At 71.2% G+C, this 23,460-nt stretch carries 19 protein-coding genes, 1 tRNA gene and 1 pseudogene; 9 read left to right on the forward strand and 12 right to left on the reverse strand.

Annotation, left to right across the window (positions count from 1 at the left end; genetic code table 11):
* Nucleotides 1-120 precede the first annotated feature (120 nt).
* Nucleotides 121-378: pseudogene (locus ACEZDE_RS28145) on the reverse strand (transposase); the annotation flags it as partial.
* A gap of 1,179 nt (nucleotides 379-1,557) precedes the next feature.
* On the opposite strand from ACEZDE_RS28145, the gene ACEZDE_RS28150 reads away from it, so the two are divergent.
* Nucleotides 1,558-2,610 (forward strand): tyrosine-type recombinase/integrase, encoded by a 1,053-nt coding sequence (locus ACEZDE_RS28150; RefSeq protein WP_380541810.1) that lies wholly within the window; start codon nucleotides 1,558-1,560, stop codon nucleotides 2,608-2,610.
* Entirely contained in the window at nucleotides 2,607-3,863 is a 1,257-nt protein-coding gene (locus ACEZDE_RS28155; RefSeq protein WP_380541813.1) for a tyrosine-type recombinase/integrase, read from the forward strand. The genes ACEZDE_RS28150 and ACEZDE_RS28155 overlap by 4 nt, the downstream gene beginning before the upstream one ends.
* Before the next feature lie 36 nt (nucleotides 3,864-3,899).
* Here ACEZDE_RS28155 and ACEZDE_RS28160 read toward each other — a convergent pair whose 3' ends face one another.
* Nucleotides 3,900-4,898 (reverse strand): hypothetical protein, encoded by a 999-nt coding sequence (locus ACEZDE_RS28160; protein WP_380541816.1) that lies wholly within the window; start codon nucleotides 4,896-4,898, stop codon nucleotides 3,900-3,902.
* 433 nt (nucleotides 4,899-5,331) lie between these two features.
* Nucleotides 5,332-5,405, reverse strand: a tRNA-Pro gene (locus ACEZDE_RS28165).
* A gap of 283 nt (nucleotides 5,406-5,688) precedes the next feature.
* On the opposite strand from ACEZDE_RS28165, the gene ACEZDE_RS28170 reads away from it, so the two are divergent.
* Nucleotides 5,689-7,503 (forward strand): cytochrome c biogenesis protein DipZ, encoded by a 1,815-nt coding sequence (locus tag ACEZDE_RS28170; RefSeq protein WP_380541819.1) that lies wholly within the window; start codon nucleotides 5,689-5,691, stop codon nucleotides 7,501-7,503.
* 234 nt (nucleotides 7,504-7,737) lie between these two features.
* Here the strand turns inward: ACEZDE_RS28170 and ACEZDE_RS28175 are convergent, their stop codons facing one another.
* The 4 genes from ACEZDE_RS28175 to ppk2 form a co-directional block, all read right to left on the reverse strand.
* The gene (locus ACEZDE_RS28175; protein ID WP_380541822.1) at nucleotides 7,738-8,076 is read right to left on the reverse strand and encodes a P-II family nitrogen regulator; all 339 of its coding nucleotides are present in this window, start codon (nucleotides 8,074-8,076) and stop codon (nucleotides 7,738-7,740) included.
* Nucleotides 8,073-9,392 carry an ammonium transporter gene (locus tag ACEZDE_RS28180; protein ID WP_380541825.1) on the reverse strand — a complete coding sequence of 440 codons (1,320 nt, stop codon included), beginning with the start codon at nucleotides 9,390-9,392 and terminating at the stop codon, nucleotides 8,073-8,075. Before ACEZDE_RS28180 ends, ACEZDE_RS28175 begins: the two co-directional genes overlap by 4 nt.
* Before the next feature lie 186 nt (nucleotides 9,393-9,578).
* On the reverse strand, nucleotides 9,579-10,208 hold the full coding sequence (locus ACEZDE_RS28185) for a carbonic anhydrase (RefSeq protein ID WP_380541827.1): 630 nt from the start codon (nucleotides 10,206-10,208) through the stop codon (nucleotides 9,579-9,581).
* 7 nt (nucleotides 10,209-10,215) lie between these two features.
* A complete protein-coding gene (gene ppk2, locus ACEZDE_RS28190; protein WP_380542068.1) occupies nucleotides 10,216-11,205 on the reverse strand; it encodes a polyphosphate kinase 2 in 990 nt (329 codons plus the stop codon).
* A gap of 194 nt (nucleotides 11,206-11,399) precedes the next feature.
* On the opposite strand from ppk2, the gene ACEZDE_RS28195 reads away from it, so the two are divergent.
* Complete coding sequence (locus ACEZDE_RS28195; RefSeq protein WP_380541829.1) at nucleotides 11,400-11,696, forward strand: hypothetical protein; 297 nt, start codon at nucleotides 11,400-11,402, stop codon at nucleotides 11,694-11,696.
* 87 nt (nucleotides 11,697-11,783) lie between these two features.
* The gene (locus ACEZDE_RS28200) at nucleotides 11,784-14,003 is read left to right on the forward strand and encodes an NADP-dependent isocitrate dehydrogenase (RefSeq protein ID WP_380541832.1); all 2,220 of its coding nucleotides are present in this window, start codon (nucleotides 11,784-11,786) and stop codon (nucleotides 14,001-14,003) included.
* A 60-nt stretch (nucleotides 14,004-14,063) separates the two neighbouring features.
* Here ACEZDE_RS28200 and ACEZDE_RS28205 read toward each other — a convergent pair whose 3' ends face one another.
* On the reverse strand, nucleotides 14,064-16,514 hold the full coding sequence (locus ACEZDE_RS28205) for an RICIN domain-containing protein (RefSeq protein WP_380541835.1): 2,451 nt from the start codon (nucleotides 16,512-16,514) through the stop codon (nucleotides 14,064-14,066).
* Between the two features lie 286 nt (nucleotides 16,515-16,800).
* Here ACEZDE_RS28205 and ACEZDE_RS28210 point away from each other — a divergent pair, with 286 nt between their 5' ends.
* Both ACEZDE_RS28210 and ACEZDE_RS28215 read left to right on the forward strand, forming a co-directional pair.
* Nucleotides 16,801-17,274, forward strand: coding sequence for an ATP-binding protein (locus ACEZDE_RS28210; protein ID WP_380541838.1), 474 nt, complete (start codon nucleotides 16,801-16,803; stop codon nucleotides 17,272-17,274).
* On the forward strand, nucleotides 17,274-18,062 hold the full coding sequence (locus ACEZDE_RS28215) for a DNA-formamidopyrimidine glycosylase family protein (RefSeq protein ID WP_380541841.1): 789 nt from the start codon (nucleotides 17,274-17,276) through the stop codon (nucleotides 18,060-18,062). The genes ACEZDE_RS28210 and ACEZDE_RS28215 overlap by 1 nt, the downstream gene beginning before the upstream one ends.
* A 148-nt stretch (nucleotides 18,063-18,210) precedes the next feature.
* On the opposite strand, the gene ACEZDE_RS28220 is transcribed toward ACEZDE_RS28215, so the two are convergent.
* Together ACEZDE_RS28220 and ACEZDE_RS28225 are read right to left on the reverse strand one after the other, a co-directional pair.
* Nucleotides 18,211-18,477 (reverse strand): GlsB/YeaQ/YmgE family stress response membrane protein, encoded by a 267-nt coding sequence (locus ACEZDE_RS28220; RefSeq protein ID WP_380541844.1) that lies wholly within the window; start codon nucleotides 18,475-18,477, stop codon nucleotides 18,211-18,213.
* Nucleotides 18,478-18,597: 120 nt separating this feature from the next.
* Nucleotides 18,598-20,070 (reverse strand): MDR family MFS transporter, encoded by a 1,473-nt coding sequence (locus ACEZDE_RS28225; protein WP_380541847.1) that lies wholly within the window; start codon nucleotides 20,068-20,070, stop codon nucleotides 18,598-18,600.
* Between the two features lie 127 nt (nucleotides 20,071-20,197).
* Here ACEZDE_RS28225 and ACEZDE_RS28230 point away from each other — a divergent pair, with 127 nt between their 5' ends.
* Nucleotides 20,198-20,791: a TetR/AcrR family transcriptional regulator gene (locus ACEZDE_RS28230; RefSeq protein ID WP_380541849.1), complete on the forward strand. Its 594-nt coding sequence runs from the start codon at nucleotides 20,198-20,200 to the stop codon at nucleotides 20,789-20,791.
* 332 nt (nucleotides 20,792-21,123) lie between these two features.
* Here ACEZDE_RS28230 and ACEZDE_RS28235 read toward each other — a convergent pair whose 3' ends face one another.
* Nucleotides 21,124-21,735 carry a LysE/ArgO family amino acid transporter gene (locus tag ACEZDE_RS28235; protein ID WP_380541852.1) on the reverse strand — a complete coding sequence of 204 codons (612 nt, stop codon included), beginning with the start codon at nucleotides 21,733-21,735 and terminating at the stop codon, nucleotides 21,124-21,126.
* A gap of 68 nt (nucleotides 21,736-21,803) precedes the next feature.
* Between ACEZDE_RS28235 and ACEZDE_RS28240 the strand changes: the two genes are divergently transcribed.
* A complete protein-coding gene (locus tag ACEZDE_RS28240) occupies nucleotides 21,804-22,694 on the forward strand; it encodes a LysR family transcriptional regulator ArgP (protein WP_380542071.1) in 891 nt (296 codons plus the stop codon).
* A 30-nt stretch (nucleotides 22,695-22,724) separates the two neighbouring features.
* Here ACEZDE_RS28240 and ACEZDE_RS28245 read toward each other — a convergent pair whose 3' ends face one another.
* The gene (locus ACEZDE_RS28245) at nucleotides 22,725-23,456 is read right to left on the reverse strand and encodes a Mut7-C RNAse domain-containing protein (RefSeq protein WP_380541855.1); all 732 of its coding nucleotides are present in this window, start codon (nucleotides 23,454-23,456) and stop codon (nucleotides 22,725-22,727) included.
* Nucleotides 23,457-23,460: the final 4 nt, after the last annotated feature.

Genomic DNA, 23,460 nt, shown 5'->3' on the forward strand with positions numbered 1-23,460 from the left:
AAGCGACCGAGGACCCCCACCGAGAAGATCAGCCAGCAGTCCGCAGCCTGACTGCGGCGGCCCCAGGGGTTGGAGAATTACGCCGACACCACCCCTGGGGAAAACCGCCGTCGTTCACAACCCCGTCTCGTCCACGATCAGCACCCCATCACCGCCAAGGTGCTCCAGGACGTAGGAGCGCACGTCGTCGCGCACCTCGTCGGCGTCCCAGCGTGCGCTCCGCAGCAACCGCTGCATCGCGCCGGGACGAGCATGTCCAGCTTGCTCGGCCAGCTGCCAGCAGTTCTTTCGTTCGACGCCGGACAGCAGCCCGAGCACGAACGCCCGTACCGTCGAACGGGGTTCAACGCGTCGGAACCGGCCCGCGATTCGGGCCATGGCCTGGTCGAACATCGCCCGCCAGCGGGCAGGGTCTACGCTATGGCCCGCGGCCACCGCACTATCTTCAAGAGTCCACACAACCCCTGATGATCACGCGGTGGCCGCTCCAACTGTCACGCGGCCCCGGCGTCCCGCAGGATGCGCTCGATATCCCAGGCATGGTGGTGTCCGTCGTGGGCGTTGTTGCGCGCGACGTCCTCCGCTCGCTGGACTCCGCGGGTGGCATGCCGCAGGACGACCCCCCCTCCAGCGCGGCAGATACCGACGCCGCCCAGGCATCCACCGCGTGTTCCAGAGACCACAGGGCCGCACCGGGGGCGATCTCGTTGTAATGACGGGCCTGCGCGACAAGATCTGGATCGTAGCCGGGCACAACGACCGCTCCGTACAGCCGAGCGCCAGCGAGCCGTTCGGCCCAGTTGCGGAGGTTGTCGGTTACGTGGCTGACGTAGGCCGCAGGCGTCCATGCCAAATCCGGATGCCGCTCGAATCCCGTACGTCCCGCGAGAAGTACGCGAAAGCGGGTCGGAAGCTCCTCCACGATCCCGATCGCCTCTCGCGGCGTCAGCGACCACTTGAACCCGCAGCCGCCACACGGATCCCCGAACAGGCTGGCTCCCCATTTCTCCATGGACGCCAACCCTACTCAGGCCGCGGCCGCTCCGAACTGCGCTCCGAGAACTGTCGGCTCGGGTCCACCATGTGGCTGCAGGCCCTCCGGGAGACCGTTCGACCTGCCCAGCTGGCCCCTTGACCGGACACCCAGCAGCTACAGGCCACCCCGCCCAGCTGAGATCACGAAGTAGAACTGGAGTACTAGGTCGTGCTGTTGGCTCGAGGCACCAATTGCCCGATATTCCTAGGTCGTCGCTGTCGCGCCCGACTTCGATGTCTGGGCGCAGAGGTGGCCGTACTCGGTACCACGTCCCGACCGTACCCGGCGTTGCAGGCGGTAACCGGAGGCCGCGCAAAGAAGGGTAGATACCCCGCACAGGTATCCCCAATGCCAGCGGTTGGGGCGCTCGAGAGCACCCGCCGGTGTGCTCGGCTCCTCCTGCCCCGCACGTGCTCTCGAGCGCCGTATCTGCGCCCCGCACTCCCTGCGTCCGACCGCCTGTTCCGTGACTGCAGCGGGCACCCATCTGTCGACGATCAACTGACCGAGGGAGTTGCTGGATGGGCATCAGTCCGCAGGAAATCAGCCTCTACCGGCACTGCGACTGCCACGACGCTGAACAGCGCCCACTGGGAGACGACTGCCCGCGACTGGCCACCGACGAAGGTCACAGCACCTGGGCCTACGAGGTGGAACCGCTGGGTGCCAACGGTAGCCTCGAAATCCGCCGAGGCGTCGGCTACCCCAGTGCCCAGGACGCATGGCGCGCACTTGAAGGGCTCTTGGCGCCCAAGCAGAACAGCGGCGCGGAGGCGTCTGAGGTCAGCATCGGTGCCCACCTGGTGGAGTGGTTTGAGCGGAAGGAAGCTGTGCTGCGGCCCGCCACCGCCGCGAGCTACACGGCCGTGATCCACAAGGACCTGGTGCCGGCGTTCGGTGTGATGCGGATCAGCGACCTGCGCAGCAGGCACATCATGGATTGGGCCGAATCTCAGCTGGCACGAGGACGCGGGCCGTGCGCCGTTCAGCGTGTGGTCAGCACCTTGCGCACCGCTCTCTTCGATGCGGTGCGCCATGGCCTTGTGTTTTCCAACGTCGCCCGCGACGTGAACGTCCCGCGTCCTGTACGCCGGTCGGTGTACTGGACTCCGCAGCAGGCCGCAACGTTTCGGCGGCACAACGCGCACCACAACGCCGATCAACTCCGCTACCTGTTCGAGGTCTTGGACGAGACGCACCTGCCCTACCGCGAGGTCCTGGCACTGCACTGGGCAGATCTTCACCTCGCGGACAAGCGCCTGTACGTGCGCTGGGCCCTCACCTCGCGCAACAGCGCTCAACCGTACCTGGTTCGGGCCCGCCGCAATTGGATCGGCCTGTCCGAGGGAGGGGTCGCTGCACTGCAACGTCAGCGGTCCCTGCTTCCGTCCAACGCACCGCTGGAAGGCCTGGTCTTCCCCGCTGATGATGGTGCTCCGCTGCGACCGGAGTGGGTGCTGCAACAGTTCCGCAAGCGTTCGGCCGAGGCGCAGCTACCGAGGATCTCCCTGAATGACATCAGCTGCGTGACCTCGCTCGGCGCCGACGACTGCGATGAGGGTTCTGCGAAATGACGTCTGCTGGAACGGAGTTCGAGCGCGGGCGGGTCTACCGCCGCTGCGGGTGCAAGGATGCCGAGCGCAAGGAACTGGGTCCGAGCTGTCCGAAGTTGGCCGATGATCCCGGGCACGGCAGCTGGGCTTATGCGGTGGACCTGCCCACCAATGGCCAGGGGCGCGGTACCCGGCGCCGCAGCGGCTTCGCGTCCAGGGAGGATGCCGTCTACAAGCTGCAGGCCGTGCTCAACGCCCAGGCCACGGGTGTGCACGAAGACGCCAAACTCACCATGGAGCCCTTCTTGCTGCAGTGGCTGAAGCTGAAGAAGCTGACGCTCAAGCCCTCCACCGCGTCCTCCTACGACAAGGCGGTGCACAATGACCTGCTTCCGGCCTTCGGACGGATGCGGCTGGTGGACCTGACCCCGCAGCACGTGACGGACTGGATGGACGGCATGCGCGACAGGGAGCGCGGCGCGCCGACGGTATACCGGCTGGGTGCGACGCTGCGCAGTGCGCTCAGCCACGCCCAGAAGGTGCTGCACCTGGTGCAGTACAACGCGGCCAAGGACGCGATGGGCTCAAGGCCGAAGGCTCTTGAGCGCACGTGTTGGGACCCGATGCAGGCCGCGGCGTTCCTGCGGCACAACACCGTCCACTACAACGACCAACTGGCAGACCTGTTCGAGGTGATGCTCGGGACGGGCATGCGGCGCGGAGAGGTCCTGGGACTGCACTGGGGCGACGTCCACTTCATGGAGCGCACCTTGTTCGTGCGTTGGACACTGGCCACCATCGACAACAACGAGCTGCACCTGTGCGAACCGAAGACCAAGGCGAGCCGGAACTGGGTCAGCCTCAACCCGCGGGTGATGGCCGCGCTGCACCGCCAGGCCGCCGTGCAGCAGGCGCTCCTGCCGCCCGGCGCACCGCTGGAGGGTCTCGTCTTCGGCCGCGTCGACGGCGCACCACTTCGGCCGCAGTACGTGCTGGACCAGCTCCGCAAGCGCCTGGCCGAGGCGAAACTGCCGAAGATCACCCTGCACGACCTGCGCCATACGGCGGCCACCATCATGATCTCCTCGGGGGTGCCCATCGCGATCGTGTCCAAGATGCTGCGGCACTCCACGATCGCGACCACCATCAACATCTACGGGCACCTGCTCAAATACGCGGCCGACGACGCGGCAACAGCACTCGCCCAGGCCTACGACAAAGCCGAGGCTGCTCTCGAGGACTGGACCGGTCCGCGGTTCCGCACCGCAGCGTAAGGCGCCGAGGAGGTGGCCCGCGCCTTCGGGCACGGGTCACCCAGCCGCCAGTCGGTCTACCACCGGCGCAGGGGCCAGGAGTACGGCGCGGCCGGTCTGCCAGTCGACGTCAGCCTGGTGGACTGCGAGGACCCCCGCCTGCCACGGTGTGAGCGGGTCGCCCTGAACCGTCGGCCACGCGCCACTCTCCAGCGGCGGGATTGCGAGTTCACACCTGCGGCCGGGTAGCGCGCGCTGGGCCTCGGCACACTGCCGTGCCTGCTCGATCAGGGGCGTGATGAGGTGCTGGACGCTGTCCAGCGCCTCATCACGCCCCTTGCGCCGCCGCCCGAAAGCCGCGTAGACGGCCGATCTCGCCCCCGGAAGAGACATCGCGACCGACATGGTGCCGCTGACGCACTCGGCATGCCACTGCGCCCACGCCTGCCGCAGCAGCGCTTCGCCGTCCAGGCCCCACGTCGCGCTCGACTGCGGTAGCACCGCACCCACATGGCCGGGCTCCATCGAGGCCACGCACGCCGCAGCGATGAGATCGCCAGGGTCGACAAGTGGCACCACGGCTCTACGGGCCCGCTCGGCGACGTCCGCCATCGCCACGAGCCTGGGCTGCGCCCACTGCTCCAGCCAGGAAAACTCCCGCACGGCCGCATACCCCAGCAGGACCGCGGTCTGCGCGCGCCGCCACGCCCGCACCCCTGGAGCACGTACCGCGGGCACCGCTGGCTGCGCCATCGGATCCGGCGCCGCGGCCGAGTCCGGCGCCACGGCCGGCGTCTCCAACCGTGTCACCGCAACCGCGAACCCGCTCAGCGGGTGGTCTTCCTCCAGCGGCCACGCGCACGCCCCACACAGCTGCGCTCCCGCGAGCTGTACGCGGACCTTGCGCGAACCCGATTCCAGGGCACGGCAGTTCCCCTGTCCGTGCAGAACGCCCCTGCCTGCAACAGCCGTGTGCCCCTCGATGTCGACCGCGCCAAGCGGCCCCAACGGCACACCGCTGTTGTTCAGGACAGTGCCCAGCCGCACCAGACGCACCCGGGGGGTCAGCACTCCTGCCCCCGCCCAGCGACACAGATGGGAGCATCTTGCGCCGAGTGAAGGGATCGCGACACGCCAGGGGACATACAACCCACCAGATGGTCGCACGGTGGTCGCAGGCCGAGCCAACCAACAGATGCGGACAAAGCATCAGAAAGTGTGCAGAATTGCCGCCTTCGGCGGGATCCGACGCTGCTCGAGCACACCAGTACCCGCCGCGAGGGGTGGGCGACGGCAGAAAATTGAAGTCCCGGGCGAGTCATCGGCACGAACTCCCGCGGCGCTGCGGCGGGATGCCCTGGTCAGCCCGCTAACGACACACACCGCGGCCGGACGAGGCTGCGACCACCCTGCGACCACCACCCCGCGACACGCCAAAAAGCCTACGTCATCTTTCGATGACGTAGGCTTCCGACCTGCGGTTATGCGGTCGGGACGACAGGATTTGAACCTGCGACCCCCTGACCCCCAGTCAGGTGCGCTACCAAGCTGCGCCACGTCCCGAGGCTGCGTGGCGCTGGGCCTCGCTGCCTGTTCCCGGTCTCCCGGGCACAGGAAGAACAATACAGCACGTCGGGTGGTGATCGCGCCCACGTTTCGCGCGGCGGGCGCAGGGGCTTCGGTGCCCGCTCGGGCGACGGATGTGCTGGTCAGCGGGCTGCGCAGGGGAGGAGTCGGACCTTGCGGGTCTCGGCGGAGGTTCTCAGGGAGTGGGCCTAGGCTGGGAGCCCGCGCGGGTCGGTCGGTGCTCGGTGCCGTCGGCGCGCGGTGCGCTGGGGAGGAACCGTTGCTCACGCTGGTCCTGATCGGTTTCGTGGGTGGTCTGATCACGGGCATCTCGCCCTGCATCCTGCCCGTGCTCCCGGTGGTCTTCCTGTCCGGCGGGGTCCAGGGCGCGCGGGCCGACCGTCGACGCCCCTACCTGGTGGTGCTCGGGCTGACCCTCAGCTTCGCCGCGTTCACCCTGCTCGGGACGGTGCTGCTGAGCGCGTTGCCGCTGCCGCAGGACATCATCCGCTGGGCCGGGCTCACCGTGCTGGTGCTGCTCGGGGCCGGGATGCTGTTCCCCCGGCTGGAGGCCCTGCTGGAGCGGCCGTTCTCGCGCATCCCGCAGCGCAGGGTGGCCGCGGACCGGGGCGCGTTCGTGCTCGGGCTGGCGCTCGGCGCGGTGTACGTGCCCTGCGCAGGCCCGGTGCTCGCGGCGATCACGGTGGCCGGGGCGACCGGCCGGATCGGCGGGCACACCCTGCTGCTCACCCTCGCCTTCGCAGTCGGGACGGCGCTTCCGCTGCTGGCGTTCGCGCTGGCCGGACGGGGTCTCGCGGAGCGGCTGGGCTGGTTCCGCAGCCATCGGCGCAGGATCAGCGCCGTCGCCGGGGTGGTGGTGATCGCCCTCGCGGTCGCGCTCACCTTCAACGTCACCGACGCCGTGCAGCGGGCGATCCCCGACTACACCACCGCGCTGAACCGGGCCCTGGACGCGCCGCAGGGCGCGAGCAAGGCGCTGGCCGGGGCACGGGGTCAGGGCGGCGGCCAAGGCGGCGGCCAGGGCAGTGGGAAGTCCGGGCAGGACGCGGCGTCCGGAGCCGCCGGGACGCCCTCGTTCTCGCTCGCCGACTGCGTGCAGGCCGCGAGCAGCGGCGAGGGCCCGGCCGGGCTGCAGGACTGCGGGGCCGCGCCCGCGCTCACCGGGATCCAGCAGTGGCTGAACACCCCTGGCGGCACGCCGCTCACCCTGGCCTCGCTGCGCAGCCAGGGCAAGGTGGTCCTGGTCGACTTCTGGGCCTACTCCTGCATCAACTGCCAGCGCGCGATCACCCATGTCGACGCCTGGTACGCCGCCTACCGGGCGGCCGGCCTGGAGGTGATCGGCGTGCACACGCCCGAGTACGCGTTCGAGCACGTCCCGGGGAACGTCGCGGCGGGCGCGAAGCGGCTGGGCATCCGGTACCCGGTCGCCCTGGACAACGACTACGCGACCTGGAACAGCTTCGGCAACCAGTCCTGGCCGGCCGACTACCTGATCGACTCGACCGGCGTGGTGCGGCACGTCGGCATCGGCGAGGGCGACTACGCCGGGACCGAGTCGCTGATCCGGCAGCTGCTGGCGGCGGCGCGTCCGGGCGCGACGCTGCCCGCGGCCACCGAGGTCCCGGACACCACGCCGACCTCGGCGGTGCAGACCCCGGAGACCTACCTCGGCGCCGCCCGAGCCGGCAACTACGCGGGCAAGACCCCGCTCAAGCCGGGGACGGCGACCTTCGGCTACCCCTTCTCCCTGCCCGGGGACGCCTTCGCGCTGACCGGCACCTGGGCGGTCACCGACGAGTCGCTGACCGCGAAGGCGAGCGGGGCGGGCGGGGCGGCCGGGGCAAGCAGCGCGGGCGCCGGGATCGCGCTCAGCTTCGACGCGGACGACGTCTACCTCGACGTCGGCGGCACCGGGACGATCACCGCGACGGTGGACGGGAAGACCACCAGCTACCCGGTCTCCGGCGCGCCGGACATCTACACCCTGGTCCACCGCAAGGCGGTCGGGCAGGACCGGCTGCAGGTCACCCTGTCCCCGGGACTGAGCGCCTACTCCTTCACCTTCGGCTGACCGTCGGGACCCGGAGGTTCGTACGGGATGGAAGAAAAGGGTGGGCAGAGCGTTGCTTGTGTGACGTGTACGTGCCATCCTTGTGAATGCCCGGACGGTGATGGTCGCAACCCGCCGCCCGGGCGCAGACTTCTGCATTCCGCTCCGGTACAACTAGCCCGCGCCGCACCTGAGTTGCAGGCGGCGCGGGCTACCGGGCGAAGCCGACGGAGCCCGACGAAACCCGACGCCACGTCAGACCGCGTCCGGCCCCCGCTCGCCGGTGCGGACCCGGACCACGGTCTCCACCGGGACGCACCAGACCTTGCCGTCGCCGATCTTGCCGGTGTGGGCCGCGGCGAGGATCGCGTCCATCGCCCCGTCGGCGGCGTCGTCCTCGACCACGAGCTCGATCCGGGCCTTGGGGACCAGGTCGATCCGGTACTCGGCCCCCCGGTAGACCTCGGTGTGGCCGTGCTGACGGCCGTAGCCGCTGGCCTCGGTGACGGTGAGTCCGTTGATGCCGAGGTCGCGCAGTGCGTCCTTGACCGCCTCCAGGCGGAACGGCTTGATGACAGCGGTGATCAGCTTCATGGCGCGTGGATCTCGTTCCGGTGGGCGGCGGACCCGGAGAGGGCGCCTTGGTGGATGACGCCGTGATCGTATGCGCTCTCCGCGTGCTGGGCGAGGTCCAGGCCGGACAGTTCGTGCTCGGCGGGCGCGCGGAAGCCCATCAGCCGGTCGATCAGCTTGCCGAGCCCGTAACTCATCGCGAACGCGTACGCGCCGGTGGCCAGCACCGCCACCGCCTGCCGCCACAGCTGGCCCAGGCCGCCGCCGTGCAGCAGGCCCTCGGGGCCGCCGGTCATCACGCCGGTGGCGAACACCCCGATCAGCACCGTCCCGGCGATCCCGGCGACCAGGTGCACGCCGACCACGTCCAGCGAGTCGTCGTAGCCGAGACGGAACTTCCAGGACACCGCGTAGGAGCAGAGCACCCCGGCGGCCAGGCCGATCACCAGCGCGCCGAGCAGGTCCACCGAGCCGCAGGAGGGGGTGATCGCGACCATTCCGGCCACCGCGCCGGACACCGCGCCCAGCGTGGTCGGGTGCCCGTCCCGCAGCCGTTCCACCACCAGCCAGCCGAGCAGCCCGGTGCAGGCCGCCGCCTGGGTGTTCAGCAGGGCGGCCGCGGCCAGGCCGTTGGCGCCCAGCGCGGACCCGGCGTTGAAGCCGAACCAGCCGAACCACAGCAGCCCGGCGCCGAGCAGCACCAGCGGCAGGTTGTGCGGCCGCATCGCCTCCCGCCGGAAGCCCAGCCGCGGGCCGATCACCAGCGCCAGCGCGAGGCCGGACGCCCCCGAGTTGACCTCGACCACGGTGCCGCCGGCGAAGTCCAGCGCGTGCAGCTGCCCCGCGATCCAGCCGTCCGGCGCGAACACCCAGTGCGCGATCGGCACGTACACCAGCAGGGTCCAGGCCAGCACGAAGACCACCCAGGCACTGAACCGGGTGCGGTCCGCGATGGCGCCGCTGATCAGGGCGGCGGTGATGATGGCGAAGGTGAGCTGGAAGGTCGCGTAGAGCAGGGTGGGGATGTGCCCGGTCAGGGTGGTCGGGGTGATCCCGCGCATGCCCAGGTGCTCGAAGCCGCCGAGCAGCCCGACCCCGCCCAGGTCGTGGCCGAAGGCCAGGCTGTAGCCGACGGCCAGCCAGACCACGGTGACCAGCGCGATCGAGACGAAGCTCATCATCAGCATGTTGAGCACGCTCTTGGTGCGCACCATGCCGCCGTAGAAGAGGGCGAGCCCCGGGGTCATCAGCAGGACCAGGGCGGTGGCGACCAGCAGCCACGCGGTGTCGCCGGCGCTGAGTCCCGAGGGCGCGGCGGCGGAGAGGACGTCGGTCATCGGGAGGCGTCTTCCTTGTCCACGGGCGGCCCGAGGGGCTGCGGTGGGGCGTGATCGGGGCAGGCCGGACAGGCCGGATGTCCCGATCGTCGCCCGCGCGTATTACCGGCCGCGAACAGAGGTGTTTCGCCCGCGTTTCGTGTTACCTGGAGATGTCCGCCGGGCAGCCTGGGTGTTTCCGAAAGCTCACGGTTCGGCGTGCCCGCCCGGCCCGACCACCACGCGGGCGCTGCCGTCCACCAGGCGGTAGGACAGGCCGACCACGGCGAGCCGCCCATCGGCCTGGGCCTCGGCCAGCACCCGTGACCGGTTCAGCAGTTGGTCGACGGTGCGGCGTATGTGCAGGTCCACGAAGTCGTCCGGCTCGGTGAGACCGGCGGCGCGGCCGGCCAGCACGCTCGGGGTGACCCGCTCGACCACGTCGCCGACGTAGCCGGGCTGCTCGGTCCCGTGGTCCACCGCGCTGAGCGCGGCGCCGACCGCGCCGCAGGTGTCGTGGCCCAGCACCACGACCAGCGGACAGCCCAGGATGCTGACGCCGTACTCGATGCTGCCCAGCACCTCGGGACCGGCGACGTGCCCGGCGGTGCGGACCACGAACAGGTCGCCGAGGCCGCGGTCGAAGATGATCTCAGCGGCCAGCCTGGAGTCCGAGCAGCCGAAGAGCACCGCGAACGGGTGCTGCACCGGCGCCAGCTGGGCGCGTCGGGAGGCGTCCTGGTTGGGGTGCTCGGCGAGGCCGTCGACGAATCGGCGGTTCCCCTGCCGCAGCAGGTCCAGGGCTTGGGCAGGAGTCAGCGCGGTGGGTTCAGGCACGGCACGATCATACGGCCGCCCCGGCGTCCGCACCCCGCGGGGTCGGCACGGCACCGGTCGCCCCGCCGGTCGCCCCGTCGACCTCGGCTCCGATCGTCCGGCCGGCCTCCGCGCCGACCTCCTCGCCCGCCTCCAGCAGATTGGCCGCCGCGCCGACGATGCGCGGGTCGGCGGAGCCGACGACCGCCGCGTCCTTGTCGGTGTAGTCGAACCGGGCCAGCACGCTGCGCATCGCCTCCACCCGGGCGCGCTTCTTGTCGTTGCTCTTCACCACCGTCCACGGCGCCGCGGCCGTGTCGGTCTCGCGGAACATGGCGACCTTGGCCGCGGTGTACTCGTCCCACAGGTCCAGTGAGGCCAGGTCCATCGGGCTGAGCTTCCACTGCCGGACCGGGTCGATCTGCCGGATGGTGAACCGGGTGCGCTGCTCCGCGCGGGAGACCGAGAACCAGAACTTCACCAGCGCGATCCCGTCGTCCACCAGCATCTGCTCGAAGGCCGGGGCCTGCCGCATGAACCGCTGGTACTGGCCGTCGTCGCAGAAGCCCATCACCCGCTCCACCCCGGCCCGGTTGTACCAGGAGCGGTCGAACAACACGATCTCCCCGGCGGTCGGCAGGTGCTCCACATAGCGCTGGAAGTACCACTCGCCGCCCTCCCGCTCGGTCGGCTTCTGCAGCGCGACCACCCGGGTCCCGCGCGGGTTGAGGTGCTCGGTGAAGCGCTTGATGGTGCCGCCCTTGCCCGCCGCGTCCCGGCCCTCGCAGACGATGACGATGCGCTGGCCGGTGGTCTTCACCCAGCTCTGCAGCTTCAGCAGCTCGATCTGCTGCTGCCGCTTGTGCAGCTCGTACTCCGGGCGCTGCATCCGCTCGTCGTAGGGGTAGTTCTCGCGCCAGGTCTCGACGGCGCTGCCGTCCGGGCGGATCAGCACCGGCTCGTCCTGGTCGGTGTAGTCGATCCGGAGGTCGGAGAGAAGCTCGACACCCTCGGACATGGCCCGGGGGCGGGGCCTGGCGCTGTCGGTCGACACGGCTGTCCTCTCGTCATGGCGGCGGCGGGCCGGAGCGGCTGCCCTCCCCAGGGTGGCTGCCCTCCCCACGGTAGGGACACCGGGTGAACGGACGGTTCCCGGGCGGAGGAACGGTCGGACAACTGGGATCGTTGGAGAGTCGGGGCCGCCTCCGCAGGGTGGGCGGCCGGAAGGAAACCGTCCCGCTGGAGGGCAGCACCGTGTGGGCATGGCGGCGACTGCGCCTCGGCTCCGAGCAACCGTCCGCCCCGGCAGCGGCGCCGCCGCCACCGCGGCTCGGCATCCGTCCGGTGGCCCCGAGCCACCCGGCCGCCTCGCTCGACTACGTCCTGGCCCAGGCCACCGCGCTGCTGGCGCGCGCCCGCGCCGCCCGGGACGGGGTAGAGGTGCAGCGGCTGCTGCAGTGGATAGACGCCCGTCTGGACGAACGCCTGCGACTGACCCGCTCGCTCTGACTCCGACGTACGGGGGGTTGGTGTCGCGGAGGCCCCCGGTCGAGATATCTTGACATCGAGACGTTATCGACGTGAAGCGGAGTTCTGGTGACTGACTCGACCATCATCTACACGCATACTGACGAGGCCCCGGCCCTGGCGACGTATTCGTTCCTGCCCGTGGTCCAGGCGTACGCCTCCACGGCGGGGGTCAGTGTGGAGACGCGCGACATCTCCCTGGCCGGGCGCATCATCGCGGGCTTCCCTGAGCGTCTTGAGGAGGGTCAGCGGATCCACGACGCCCTGGCCGAGCTGGGGCAGCTCGCCAAGAGCCCCGAGGCCAACATCATCAAGCTGCCGAACATCTCGGCCTCGATCCCGCAGCTCAAGGCCGCCGTCGCGGAGCTGCAGCAGCAGGGCTACGCGCTCCCCGACTACCCGGACGAGCCGAAGACCGACGAGGAGCGCGACATCCGCGCCCGCTACGACAAGGTCAAGGGCAGCGCCGTGAACCCGGTGCTGCGCGAGGGCAACTCCGACCGCCGGGCGCCCGCCTCGGTCAAGAACTACGCCAAGAAGCACCCGCACCGGATGGGCGCCTGGACCGCCGACTCCCAGACCAATGTCGCGCACATGACCGCCGACGACTTCCGCTCCACCGAGAAGTCCGCGGTGATCGCCGCCGACGGCTCGCTGCGGATCGAGCTGGTCGCCGCCGACGGCGCGGTCACCGTGCTGCGCGACGCGGTGCCGGTGCTGGCCGGCGAGGTCGTGGACGCTTCGGTGCTGCACGTCGCCGCGCTGCACGGCTTCCTCGCCGCGCAGATCGCCCGCGCCAAGGCCGAGGGCGTGCTGTTCTCGGTGCACCTCAAGGCCACCATGATGAAGGTCTCCGACCCGATCATCTTCGGCCACGTGGTCCGTGCCTTCTTCCCGAAGACCTTCGCCGAGTACGGCCCGCTGCTCGCGGCGTCCGGGCTCAACCCCAACAACGGCCTCGGCGGCATCCTCGGCGGCCTGGACGCGCTTCCCGAGGGAGCGGCGATCAAGGCCTCCTTCGACGCCGAGCTGGCCGAGGGCCCGGCCCTGGCCATGGTTGACTCCGACCGCGGCATCACCAACCTGCACGTCCCCAGCGACGTGATCGTGGACGCCTCGATGCCGGCCATGATCCGCACCTCCGGCCACATGTGGGGCCCGGACGGCAACGAGGGCGACACCCTCGCGGTCATCCCGGACAGCAGCTACGCCGGCATCTACCAGGTCGTCATCGACGACTGCCGCGCGCACGGCGCCTACGACCCGTCCACCATGGGCTCGGTCCCCAACGTCGGCCTGATGGCGCAGGCGGCCGAGGAGTACGGCAGCCACGACAAGACCTTCGAGATCCCGGTCGACGGCACGGTCCGGGTGGTCGACGCGTCCGGCGCCGCGGTGCTGGAGCAGCCGGTCGGCGCCGGCGACATCTTCCGGATGTGCCAGACCAAGGACGTGCCGATCCGGGACTGGGTCAAGCTGGCCGTCAACCGGGCCCGCGCCACCGGCAGCCCCACCGTGTTCTGGCTGGACGAGAACCGCGCGCACGACGCCAACCTGATCGCCAAGGTCGAGGCCTACCTCCCGGAGCACGACACCGAGGGCCTGGACATCCGAATCCTGGCCCCCGAGCAGGCCATCGCCTTCTCGCTGGAGCGGATCCGCCGCGGCGAGGACACCGTCTCGGTCACCGGCAACGTGCTGCGTGACTACCTGACCGACCTGTTCCCGATCCTGGAGCTGGGCACCAGCGCCAAGATGCTGTCGATCGTCCCGCTGATCGCCGGCGGCGGCCTGTTCGAGACCGGGGCCGGCGGCTCCGCGCCCAAGCACGTGCAGCAGCTGCTCAAGGAGGACTACCTGCGCTGGGACAGCCTGGGTGAGTTCTTCGCGCTCGCGGCCAGCTTCGAGCACCTGGCGCAGAGCACCGGCAACGCGCGGGCGCAGGTCCTCGCGGACACCCTGGACCGGGCCACCGGCAGCTTCCTGGAGCAGGACAAGTCGCCGAGCCGCCGCCTGGGCGGCATCGACAACCGCGGCAGCCACTTCTACCTGGCCCTGTACTGGGCCCAGGAGCTGGCGGTGCAGACCGAGGACGCGGAGCTGGCCGCGGCCTTCGCCGGGCTCGCCAAGACCCTGTCCGAGCAGGAGCAGGCCATCGTGGCCGAGCTGCTCGCGGTGCAGGGCTCGCCGGTCGACATCGGCGGCTACTACCAGCCGGACCCGGCCAAGGCGTCCGCGGTGATGCGCCCGTCGGCCATCCTCAACGAAGCGCTGGCGAGCCTGGGCTGACGGTTCGACAGCAGGCGGGGCCCCGGTCGACCGAGGCCCCGCCCGTTTTCTGTCGTGGCGTCAGATCAGCTGCCACAGATGGTCGCTGGTGCCGTTGTCGTCGAACTGGACCACCTGGGCGCTGTCCGCGGTGGACATCCCGGCGACCCCGAGCACCTTGCCCGAGTTCTGGTTGCGGATGCGGTACCAGCCGCCGCCGCTGTCCAGCAGCTGCCAGAGGTGGTCCGCCGTCCCGTTGTCGTCGTACTGCACCACATTGGCGCTGTCGGCCAGGGACATCCCGTCCACGCCCAGCACCTTGCCGGAGTTGAGGTTGCGGACGCGGTACCAGCCGCCACCGTTGTCGACGAACTGCCAGAGGTGGTCCGCGGTCCCGTTGTCGTCGTACTGCACCACCCGGGCGCTGTCCGCCGTGGACATCACGTCCACCCCGACCAGCTTGCCGGAGTTCTGGTTGCGGATCCGGACGTAGCCGCTGCCCGGGGCCCAGGCGGCGCCGCCCGCCGAGACGGTGGGGAAGGCGGAGATCCGCAGCCGGGCCGCGCCCATCGGGATCAGGGTGACCGTCTCCACCGCGGTCGTGGTCCTGGCCGGGCTGCTCTCCAGGGTGGTGACCACGTTCTGGCTGTCCGCCGCCCAGGACGGGATGCGCTGCGCCGGTGCGGTGATCTTCACCGGGGTGCCGCTCTGGGTGAACGGGTTGGCCGCCAGCGCCCCGCCCGCCGCGCTGAAGGCCAGCCCGGCGGTGGGGGCGGCCGGGTTCAGCGCCAGACCGTAGTTCCACGGGGTGGTGGCGTGCACCGCGTACTCGGGGAACTCGGCGCTGCCCGCGTACTGGACGTAGTCCTCGCCGATCTGCAGTGCGTACTCCAGCGGGCCGTGCGCGACCGAGACCGCGCTGTGGTCGCTGCTCCAGGTGCGCACGGCGGTCTGCTGCGGCAGCCGCAGGGTGACCGTGTCGCCGTTCGCCCAGGTCCGGCTGACCCTGGTGTACGCGGGACCGGCCGGTGCGCTCACCGACTGTCCGTTGACCGCGAGTTGGGGCGCTCCGCACCAGCCGGGGATGCGCAGGTAGAGCGGGAAGGCCAGGCTCCTCGGCAGCGCCAGGGTGAGCGTCACCGTCTCCGCGAAGGGGTAGTCGGTGGTCTCGGTGACCGTCACCGCCGTCCCGTCGGCGACCTTGGCGGTGACCGAGCTGGGCGCGTACATCGCCGCGGCCAGGCCCTTGTCCGGGGTGGCCAGCCACAGTTCCTCGGTGAAGTAGGGCCAGCCCATGCCGTAGTTGTGCGGGCAGCAGCGGTACTGGTCCACGCCCGGCATATAGGCCTGCATCGCCCAGTTGTTGTCGAACTGGCCCTGGGTCTTGGCGTTGTCGTCCAGGTCGGTGCTGTTGGCGCTGGTGATGTAGTGCACCCCCTTGCCGCTGGGATCGAGGGCCGCCGGAAGGGAGTTGAAGGCCAGCTCCTCGCAGCGGTCGGCCCAGACCGGGTCGCCGGTGATCCGGTTGAGCAGCTGGTGGCTGGCCATGAACTCGACGATGCCGCAGGTCTCGAAGCCCTGGCGCGGATCGCCGTAGCCGGGGCGGGCGTTCTCGTCCCCGGCGAATCCGCCGCCGGGGAACTGCCCGTAACTTCCCATCACCGAGCTGTAGTTCTGGTAGGCGGCCTGGGTCAGCGCGGCCGAGGGGGAGCGCAGCGCGTACTGGGCCGGCTCGCGGAAGCCCTGGGCGATGTTGACGTTGTGCAGCGTGGGCAGGTTGTCCACCCAGTCGGCGCCGCCGGAGTGGATCCTGTCGGCGAGGGTCAGCAGCGCGGCGTCGCCGGTGCGGTTGTAGAGCCAGAAGACGCTGTCCAGGCCGTCGCCCCAGCGGAAGGACACCCAGCTGCTGTTGAACGCGCCGGGGCCCTGGGCGTTCATGTAGTGGAAGAAGCCGGTCAGCAGCGGGACGATCCGGCTGTCGCCGGAGTACTCCTGCCAGGAGCGCAGCGCCCAGGTGAGCGGCAGGAACGGCCAGAAGTCCGGGCCGCCGTTGAGCGAGGTGCGCAGCGCGGTCGGCCCGAAGAAGCCGTCCGACTGCTTGGTGGCGACGATGGCGTCGATCCAGCTGCGGACGCTCGCCAGCGCGGTCGCGTCCTGGGTGGCGATGGCGAGGTCGACATAGCCGCGCAGCCAGTAGGGCACCTCCTCCCAGCCGGCCTGGCCGGGGTTCACCCAGCCCGAGTTCGCCTTGACCAGGAAGTGCGAGGTGTCCTGGTAGCGCCCGCACAGGCCGTTGAGCTGCAGTTGCAGTTGACCGGCCAGCCAGCCGCGGGCGGTGGTGCTGCCCGGCGGCAGCCGGAGGAAGGCGGTGGGCTGGAGCGGAGCGGCGTTGGGGGAGTAGAGGCCGCCGGGGGCGGGGGCGACCGTGCCGGACGCCGGGGTGGCCGCGGCGGCCAGGGTGGGGCGGTAGACCAGTCCTGCGGTGCCGGTGGCGAGCAGGGTGCCGACGAACTGGCGTCGGTTCAGGGGCATGGGGAGCTCCGGGGACGACGGCGAGTGGGGTCCGTTCCAACGTTAGAATGTCGGGGCCCATCGGCACTGTCCAGGTTCCCGGCGGAAGTTGGGATCGGTGCTTCGGGCGGCAGGGCGATTTACCCAGCTCAGTGGCTTTCCAACGTTAAAACCGCTGCGCTCAGGGCCCGGTGGAGTGCTCCGCATGCGGTGGATTGGGTGGATGAGGCGGGGGTAGAGGATTGCTGACGCTGAAGGAAGTACCGCCACCCGGTACCGAGCGCGTGGCGCGGGAAGGCTGATACCGATGGACCACGGAGTCACCCAGGGGCCGGAACGGTCGCACCGGCTGCCCCGTGCCGCGGCCCCCGCCGTCCCCCCGGCCCCTGTCGTCCCCCCGGTCGGCGCGGCCTACGACGGCGGCCCCGGCACGATCGGCGCGGCGCGCGACTTCGCCACCGGTTTCCTCCGCCGGGCCCAGGCCGACCACGGCGTCCCGGTCACCGACCTGCTGGTCGAGGACGTCCGGCTGGTGGTCAGCGAGCTGGTCACCAACGCCGCCAAGTACGCCCCCGGCCCCTGCCTGCTCGACCTGGAGTTCCTGGACGACGCCCTGCGGGTGACGCTCTGGGACACCGACACCTCCCTGCCGGTCCCGGCCCTGGCCGACCCCGGCCGGATCGGACGGCACGGCCTGGAGATCGTCGTCGCCGTGTGCCGCCGCTTCGAGGTGGAGCGGCAGGCGGGCGGCAAGCGGGTGCGGGTCGACCTCGCGTTCTGATGCCCGAGGGTGATTCGGTCTTCCGCGTCGCGGCGGAGCTGCGGTCGGCGCTGGGCGGAGAACTGCTCACCGGCGCCGACCTCCGGGTGCCCGCACACGCCACGGCCGACCTGGTCGGACGCCGGGTGCTGGAGGTGGTGCCGCGCGGAAAGCACCTGCTGACCCGGTTCGACGGCGGCCTGACCCTGCACACGCACCTGCGCATGGACGGCCGCTGGAAGGTCTTCGCCGCCGGTGAGCGCTGGAGCGGCGGGGCCGCCTGGCAGATCAGGGCGGTGCTGCGGACCGCCGGTCGGGCCGCGGTCGGCTACCGGCTGCCGGTGGTCGAACTGCTGCCCACGGCGGCGGAGCAGCGCGCGGTCGGCCACCTCGGGCCCGACCTGCTGGGCCCGGACTGGGACGCCGGCGAGGCGCTGCGCCGACTGACGGCGGAGCCGGACCGTCCGTTCGCATCGGCGCTGCTGGACCAGCGCAATCTGGCCGGACTCGGCAACGTCTACACCAATGAGCTGGCCTTCATGGCCGGGGTCGCCCCGTGGGCGCCGGTCGGCGGGGTGGCCGGGATGGACCGGGTGGTGGCGCTGGCGCACCGGCTGCTGACGCTGAACCGGCTCAGTCACGGCCATGTCACCACCGGGGACGCCCGGGTGGACCGGCGGCACTGGGTCTACGGCCGGGCCCGGCAGCCCTGCCGCCGCTGCGGCACCGGCATCCGCACCTCGACCTTCGGCGCCGCCCCGCAGGAGCGGGTGGTCTTCTGGTGCCCGCGCTGCCAACGCGAGCCCTGAGCCGACACCGGCCCTGAGCAGACACCGGCCCTGAGCAGACACCGGCCCTGAGCGGCACCGGCCCGAACGGCCACCGGTTCTGAACCGGCGCGAGCCCCGGCCCCCGACGGATCGGGGTACCGGGGCTCGCACCGGGTGTTCGGCCGGGTCAGCGGGTGCGACCGCGGCCGTAGGTCGGGGTGGCGAAGGCGACCAGGACGGCGGCGACGCCGATCTGCAGCAGGTGCCGGATCCAGTCGATGCCGTTGGTGTGCCGTACGCCGACGTAGTTGGAGATCCAGTTGCCGATGAGGGCGCCGGCGATGCCGATGAGGATGGTCAGCCAGATCGGGACCGGGTTGCGACCGGGCACGACCAGCTTGGCAAGTATGCCGATGACCAGGCCTTCGATGATGAGCCAGAGCAGCCAGAGCACGGTACCCTCCCTGTGGCGGTTGACGTCCGCCTGATGGTTTGTCAGTTCTGCCGTTGTCGACCGGAACTGCCGACATCGGGCGTGTGCCCTGGTTCCCGGCGACCATGCCTGCGTCCTGCGTCACCGGGCGGGAGCGGCGGCCGGCTCCGGGGTGTCGGACCTGCCGGGCCCGGCGGGCGCGGGCGCGGATCCGGGCTTGCCGCGCAGCGGGACCTCCGTGACGAACCAGGCCGCGACCACTGCGGCGAGGCTGATCACCGCGCCCCACAGGAAGAGCTGCTGGGTACCGGCCGCGACGGCGTGCGCGGTCTGCACGCCCTGGTGGACGTGACGGCTGAACAGCGACCCGAACAGGGCGACCCCGAGCGAGCCGCCGAGGGTGCGGAACAGGGTGGACGCGGCGGAGGCGACGCCCATGTGCTTCAGCTCGACGCTGTTCTGCGCGATGGTCATCGGCATCTGCATGGCCAGCCCGAGGCCGGTCCCGAGCACCGCCATGAACAGCGAGGACTCCAGTCGGCCGGTGCCGGCGCCCATGGTGGAGAGCAGCGCGAACCCGGCGGAGACCAGGGCGGTGCCGAGGATCGGGAAGATCCGGTACCGGCCGGTCCTGGTCATCACCCGTCCGGCGATCTGCGAGAACACCAGCATCGGCAGCACCATCGGCAGGAGCAGCAGCCCGGAGTCGGAGGCCGACACGCCCTGCACGGACTGCTGGAACATCGGCAGGTAGAGGGTGGCGCCGAACATCGCCGCGCCGATGACGAACATCATCACCGAGGCCAGCCGCAGGTTGCGACTGCGGAAGATGCCCAGCGGCAGCAGCGGTTCGGGGGCCCGGGTCTGCCACCACAGGAACCCGGCCAGCCCGGCCGCGGCGAGCGCCAGCAGTCCGGCGATCTGGACCGAGCCCCAGGCGTACTGGCCGCCGCCCCAGGTGGTGACCAGGGTCAGCGCGGTGATGGTGGCGGCCAGCAGCGCGGCGCCGGGGTAGTCGATCCGGGCGGTGGAGCGCTGCTTCGGCAGCCTGAGCACGAGCTGCATCCAGACCAGCACCAGGATGCCGATCGGCAGGTTGACGTAGAAGCACCAGCGCCAGCCGAGGTGCCCGGTGACGAAGCCGCCGAGCAGCGGTCCGCCGATGGTGCCGACCGCCATCACCGCGGCCGTCATCGACTGGTACCTGCCGCGTTCACGCGGTGCGACCAGCGCGCCGATCAGCGCGAACGCGCCGACCGCGAGGCCGCCGGCGCCGAGCCCCTGCAGGGCGCGGAAGGCGATCAGCTGGTTCATGTCCTGCGCGGCGCCGGACAGGCCCGAGCCCGCCAGGAAGATCACGATCGAGACCAGGAAGGTGCCCTTGCGGCCGTAGAGGTCGCCGAGCTTGCCCCAGACCGGGGTCGACGCGGCGGTGGCCAGGGTGTACGCGGTGACCACCCAGGAGAGGTGGTTCAGGCCGCCGAGCTCGCCGACGATCGTCGGCATCGCGGTGCCGACGACCATGTTGTCGAGCATGCCCAGCAGCATCGCCAGCATGATGCCGAGCATCGTCCAGCGCAGGGCCTTCGGGGGTGGGGGGTGTGGGGTGGACATGGCGGGTTCCGCCTTTCGGGAGGGTGCGTTCGGTGGGCGTTCGTGCCCCTCCAGAGAATCACAACGGCTACACAAGTGCAACGGTTCTACTTTTCTACTCGCTCCGAAGGCGAGGTAGAGTGATCCCATGACCGAGGAGACCGTGGGGCGCCGCGAGCGCAAGAAGGCCCAGACCCGGCAGGCGCTGGCGGACGCGGCGCTGCGGCTGTTCGCCGAGCGCGGCTTCGATGCCGTCGGCGTCCGGGAGGTGGCCGAGGCCGCGGACGTGTCGGTGAGCACGCTGTTCAAGCACTTCTCCGGCAAGGAAGCGCTGATCTTCGACGAGGACGAGGGGCAGGAGGCCGCCCTGGTCGCCGCGGTCCGGGACCGGCCGCCGGGTCGGTCGGTGCTGCACGCCCTGCGCGACCACCTGGTCAGGACCAGGGTGACGGTCCCCGACAACCCCGACTTCGTCGCCATCATGGAGCTGCTGCGGACCACCCCCGCGCTGCAGGAGTACGCCGACCGGATGTGGCGTCGGCACGAGAAGGCCCTGGCCGCCGCCATCGCCGAGGCGATCGGCGGCGCCGAGGACGACCTCGCGGTGGCGGCGCTGGCCCACTTCGCGATGGAGAGCTCCGGCCTGGTCCGCGGCCGGGAGGACCGGCCGGGCGCGATGCGCGAGGTGTTCGCCCTGCTGGAGCACGGCTGGGGCGACGGGCCGATGGGCGCGACCGACTGAGCCGCCGCGGGCCGCGAATGCCGGGCGGCGGATGGTCGGTGCAGACACCAGGAGGGCCGGTCCTTGACGGACCGGCCCTCCTGACTCCGCTGTGTCCCCCACCCGGGAACGCGGAGAGCGGGCGGGCACGGCCGGACGGGTTCACGCCGTCCGCCGCACCCAGTCGGCGACCGCGGGACCCGGGAGCCGCTCCGGACCTTCGCTGCCGCCAAGCTCGGCTGCCTGCTGTGATCACTATCCTGCCCGGCCCGTGTTAAGGGAATGATGCGGATCCGTGTCGTGGACGTACGAGTTCTGCCAATTCCTCGGCCGACCCCGTTCGGTCCGTCCGGTCAGCCCCGTCCGATCATGATCACGCCCAGCACCGTCATGGTGCAGGCGATCACCGCGTCCAGTGCCCGCCAGGCGTTCGGGCGGGCGAAGAAGCGCCCCAGCAGCCGCGCGCCGAAGCCGAGCCCGCCGAACCACAGCACGCTCGCGACGGCCGCGCCCGAGCCGAAGGCCCAGCGCTCCGCGCCGTAGCTGTTCGCCACCGAGCCGAGCAGCAGCACGGTGTCCAGGTAGACATGCGGGTTCAGCCAGGTCAGCGCGAGGCAGGTGAGCACGCTGGCGCGCAGCGGACGGGCGGTGTCCTCGCCCGGCTCCAGACCGGAAGGACGCAGCGCCCGCCGGGCGGCGAGCAGCCCGTAGCCGACCAGGAACGCGCCGCCGATCCAGGAGATCGCGGTGACCGCGCCCGGCCAGGCCTGCAGCACGGTGCCGATCCCGCTGATGCCGAGCGCGATCAGCAGGGCGTCCGACAGTGCGCAGATCGCCACGATCACCGGCACGTGCTCGCGCCGGATGCCCTGGCGCAGCACAAAGGCGTTCTGGGCGCCGATGGCCACGATCAGCGACAGGCCGGTGCCGAGTCCGGCGGCTGCCGCGAGGAGGGTTTCAGGCATGGCCAGAGCCTAGGAACCGAGCTTTCATAAGACAAACTAATGTTCCTTCAGTACCATAAGAAACCGTGATGACAGACCTCCCGCTGGACCAGGTCCGCACCCTGCTGGCCGCCGTGGACGAGGGCACCTTCGACGCCGCCGCCCGGCTGCTGCGGCTGACCCCGTCCGCGGTCAGCCAGCGGATCAAGGCGCTGGAGCAGCGCACCGGACGGGTCCTGCTGCTGCGGTCGAAGCCGGTGCGGCTGACCGACTCCGGCGAGGTGGTGGTCCGGTTCGCCCGCCAACTCGCCCTGCTGGAGCGGGACGCGAGCGCCGAGCTGGGCCTGTCCGGGGGCGGCGGGCCGACCCGGCTGTCGGTCGCGGTCAACTCCGACTCGCTCGCCACCTGGTTCCTGCCCGCGCTTGCCGCCGCTGCCGCCGAACTGCCGGTCTGCTTCGACCTGCACCGGGAGGACCAGGACCACACCACCCGGCTGCTGCGCCAGGGCCTGGTCATGGCGGCGGTCACCTCCTCGCCCGACCCGGTCCAGGGCTGCACCGTCAGCAGGCTCGGCCGGATGCGCTACCACGCCATGGCGGCACCGGAGTTCGCCGCCCGCTGGCTCGCCCGGGGCCCGCTGCCCGAGGTGCTGGGCGAGGCCCCGGTGGTGGTCTTCGACCGCAGCGACGACCTCCAGGACGCCTTCCACCGCGGGATCGCCCCGGACCGCCCGCAGCCGGTGACCCGGCACTGCGTCCCGGCCTCGGAGGCCTTCGTCGCCGCCGTCGCCGCCGGGCTGGGCTGGGGCATGGTCCCCGAGGCCCAGGCCGCGCCGCACCGGACCGCCGGGACCCTGGTCGACCTCGCCGCCGACCGGCCGGTCGACGTCCCGCTGTACTGGCAGCAGTGGAAGCTGGATTCCCCGGCGCTCACCGTGCTGGCCGCCGCCGTCGCCCGGATCGCGGCCGAGGTGCTGTGATCCAGGCGGCGCAACGGTGCTGATGTTGCGTCAACTCCGGGCTGCGGCGGTGAGTTGCAGGGCCTCCTCGACGATGGCCTCAAGCCGGGCGTGGTGCGCGCCGCGCCAGTACACCTGTGCGCAGTCGGGGCACTGGGCGAAGACGTCGTAGGAGCGCTCGGTGCCGTCGTGCAACTGCTCGTGCAGGGACTCCTTGTCGGCGGGGCGCAGGGTGCCGTTGCAGGCGGTGCAGCGGCTCCACGGCAGCAGCGGCGGCGCGAACCGGGCAAGCACGTCCTTGAGTTGCTCGGGCGGGCGGTGGCTGTAGACGTACCCCCCGGCCCACAGCTCGCGGCGGCGGAGCAGGCCACGGTCGCGCGAGAGCATCACCCGCTGCTCGGCGGCGGAGCGGGTGGCGAGCGCGGCGTCGCCGATGTCGACGCTCTCGTAGGCGGCGTCGACGCCGAGCAGCCGCAGCCGCCGGGCCAGCGTGCCGAGGTGGACGTCCAGCAGGAAGCGGGCCGGGCCCGGCAGTTGCTGCGGTCGGGCCACGGCGGCGACGGTGACGGTCTCGCCGTCGACCGGGATGTGCGCGGGGCGCACCGTCCGGCCGTCCACCACCAGGGTGCCGACCTCGGTGAGCGGGATCCCGAGGGACTCCACCACGTGCCCGAGCGTCGACGAGCCGTCGGTACGCAGCGGCGAGCGGCCGGTGCGCCGGGCCCCGGCGACGAAGACGTGCAGCTCGGGGGCGAATTCTATCGAGATCTCCGGTCTCTCCACCCGG

It is taken from the genome of Streptacidiphilus cavernicola, from assembly GCF_042510955.1.
Taxonomy (GTDB): Bacteria; Actinomycetota; Actinomycetes; order Streptomycetales; family Streptomycetaceae; genus Streptacidiphilus; species Streptacidiphilus cavernicola.

What these genes read in the sequence shown, in the direction of transcription:
- ACEZDE_RS28175 (WP_380541822.1), bottom strand. Translation starts at nt 8,076, where the DNA reads ATGAAGCTGATCACCGCTGTCATCAAGCCGTTCCGCCTGGAGGCGGTC.
- ACEZDE_RS28180 (WP_380541825.1), bottom strand. Translation starts at nt 9,392, where the DNA reads ATGACCGACGTCCTCTCCGCCGCCGCGCCCTCGGGACTCAGCGCCGGC.
- ACEZDE_RS28240 (WP_380542071.1), top strand. Translation starts at nt 21,804, where the DNA reads ATGACAGACCTCCCGCTGGACCAGGTCCGCACCCTGCTGGCCGCCGTG.
- ACEZDE_RS28225 (WP_380541847.1), bottom strand. Translation starts at nt 20,070, where the DNA reads ATGTCCACCCCACACCCCCCACCCCCGAAGGCCCTGCGCTGGACGATG.
- ACEZDE_RS28150 (WP_380541810.1), top strand. Translation starts at nt 1,558, where the DNA reads ATGGGCATCAGTCCGCAGGAAATCAGCCTCTACCGGCACTGCGACTGC.
- ACEZDE_RS28235 (WP_380541852.1), bottom strand. Translation starts at nt 21,735, where the DNA reads ATGCCTGAAACCCTCCTCGCGGCAGCCGCCGGACTCGGCACCGGCCTG.
- ACEZDE_RS28230 (WP_380541849.1), top strand. Translation starts at nt 20,198, where the DNA reads ATGACCGAGGAGACCGTGGGGCGCCGCGAGCGCAAGAAGGCCCAGACC.
- ppk2 (WP_380542068.1), bottom strand. Translation starts at nt 11,205, where the DNA reads ATGTCCGAGGGTGTCGAGCTTCTCTCCGACCTCCGGATCGACTACACC.
- ACEZDE_RS28215 (WP_380541841.1), top strand. Translation starts at nt 17,274, where the DNA reads ATGCCCGAGGGTGATTCGGTCTTCCGCGTCGCGGCGGAGCTGCGGTCG.
- ACEZDE_RS28155 (WP_380541813.1), top strand. Translation starts at nt 2,607, where the DNA reads ATGACGTCTGCTGGAACGGAGTTCGAGCGCGGGCGGGTCTACCGCCGC.
- ACEZDE_RS28210 (WP_380541838.1), top strand. Translation starts at nt 16,801, where the DNA reads ATGGACCACGGAGTCACCCAGGGGCCGGAACGGTCGCACCGGCTGCCC.
- ACEZDE_RS28205 (WP_380541835.1), bottom strand. Translation starts at nt 16,514, where the DNA reads ATGCCCCTGAACCGACGCCAGTTCGTCGGCACCCTGCTCGCCACCGGC.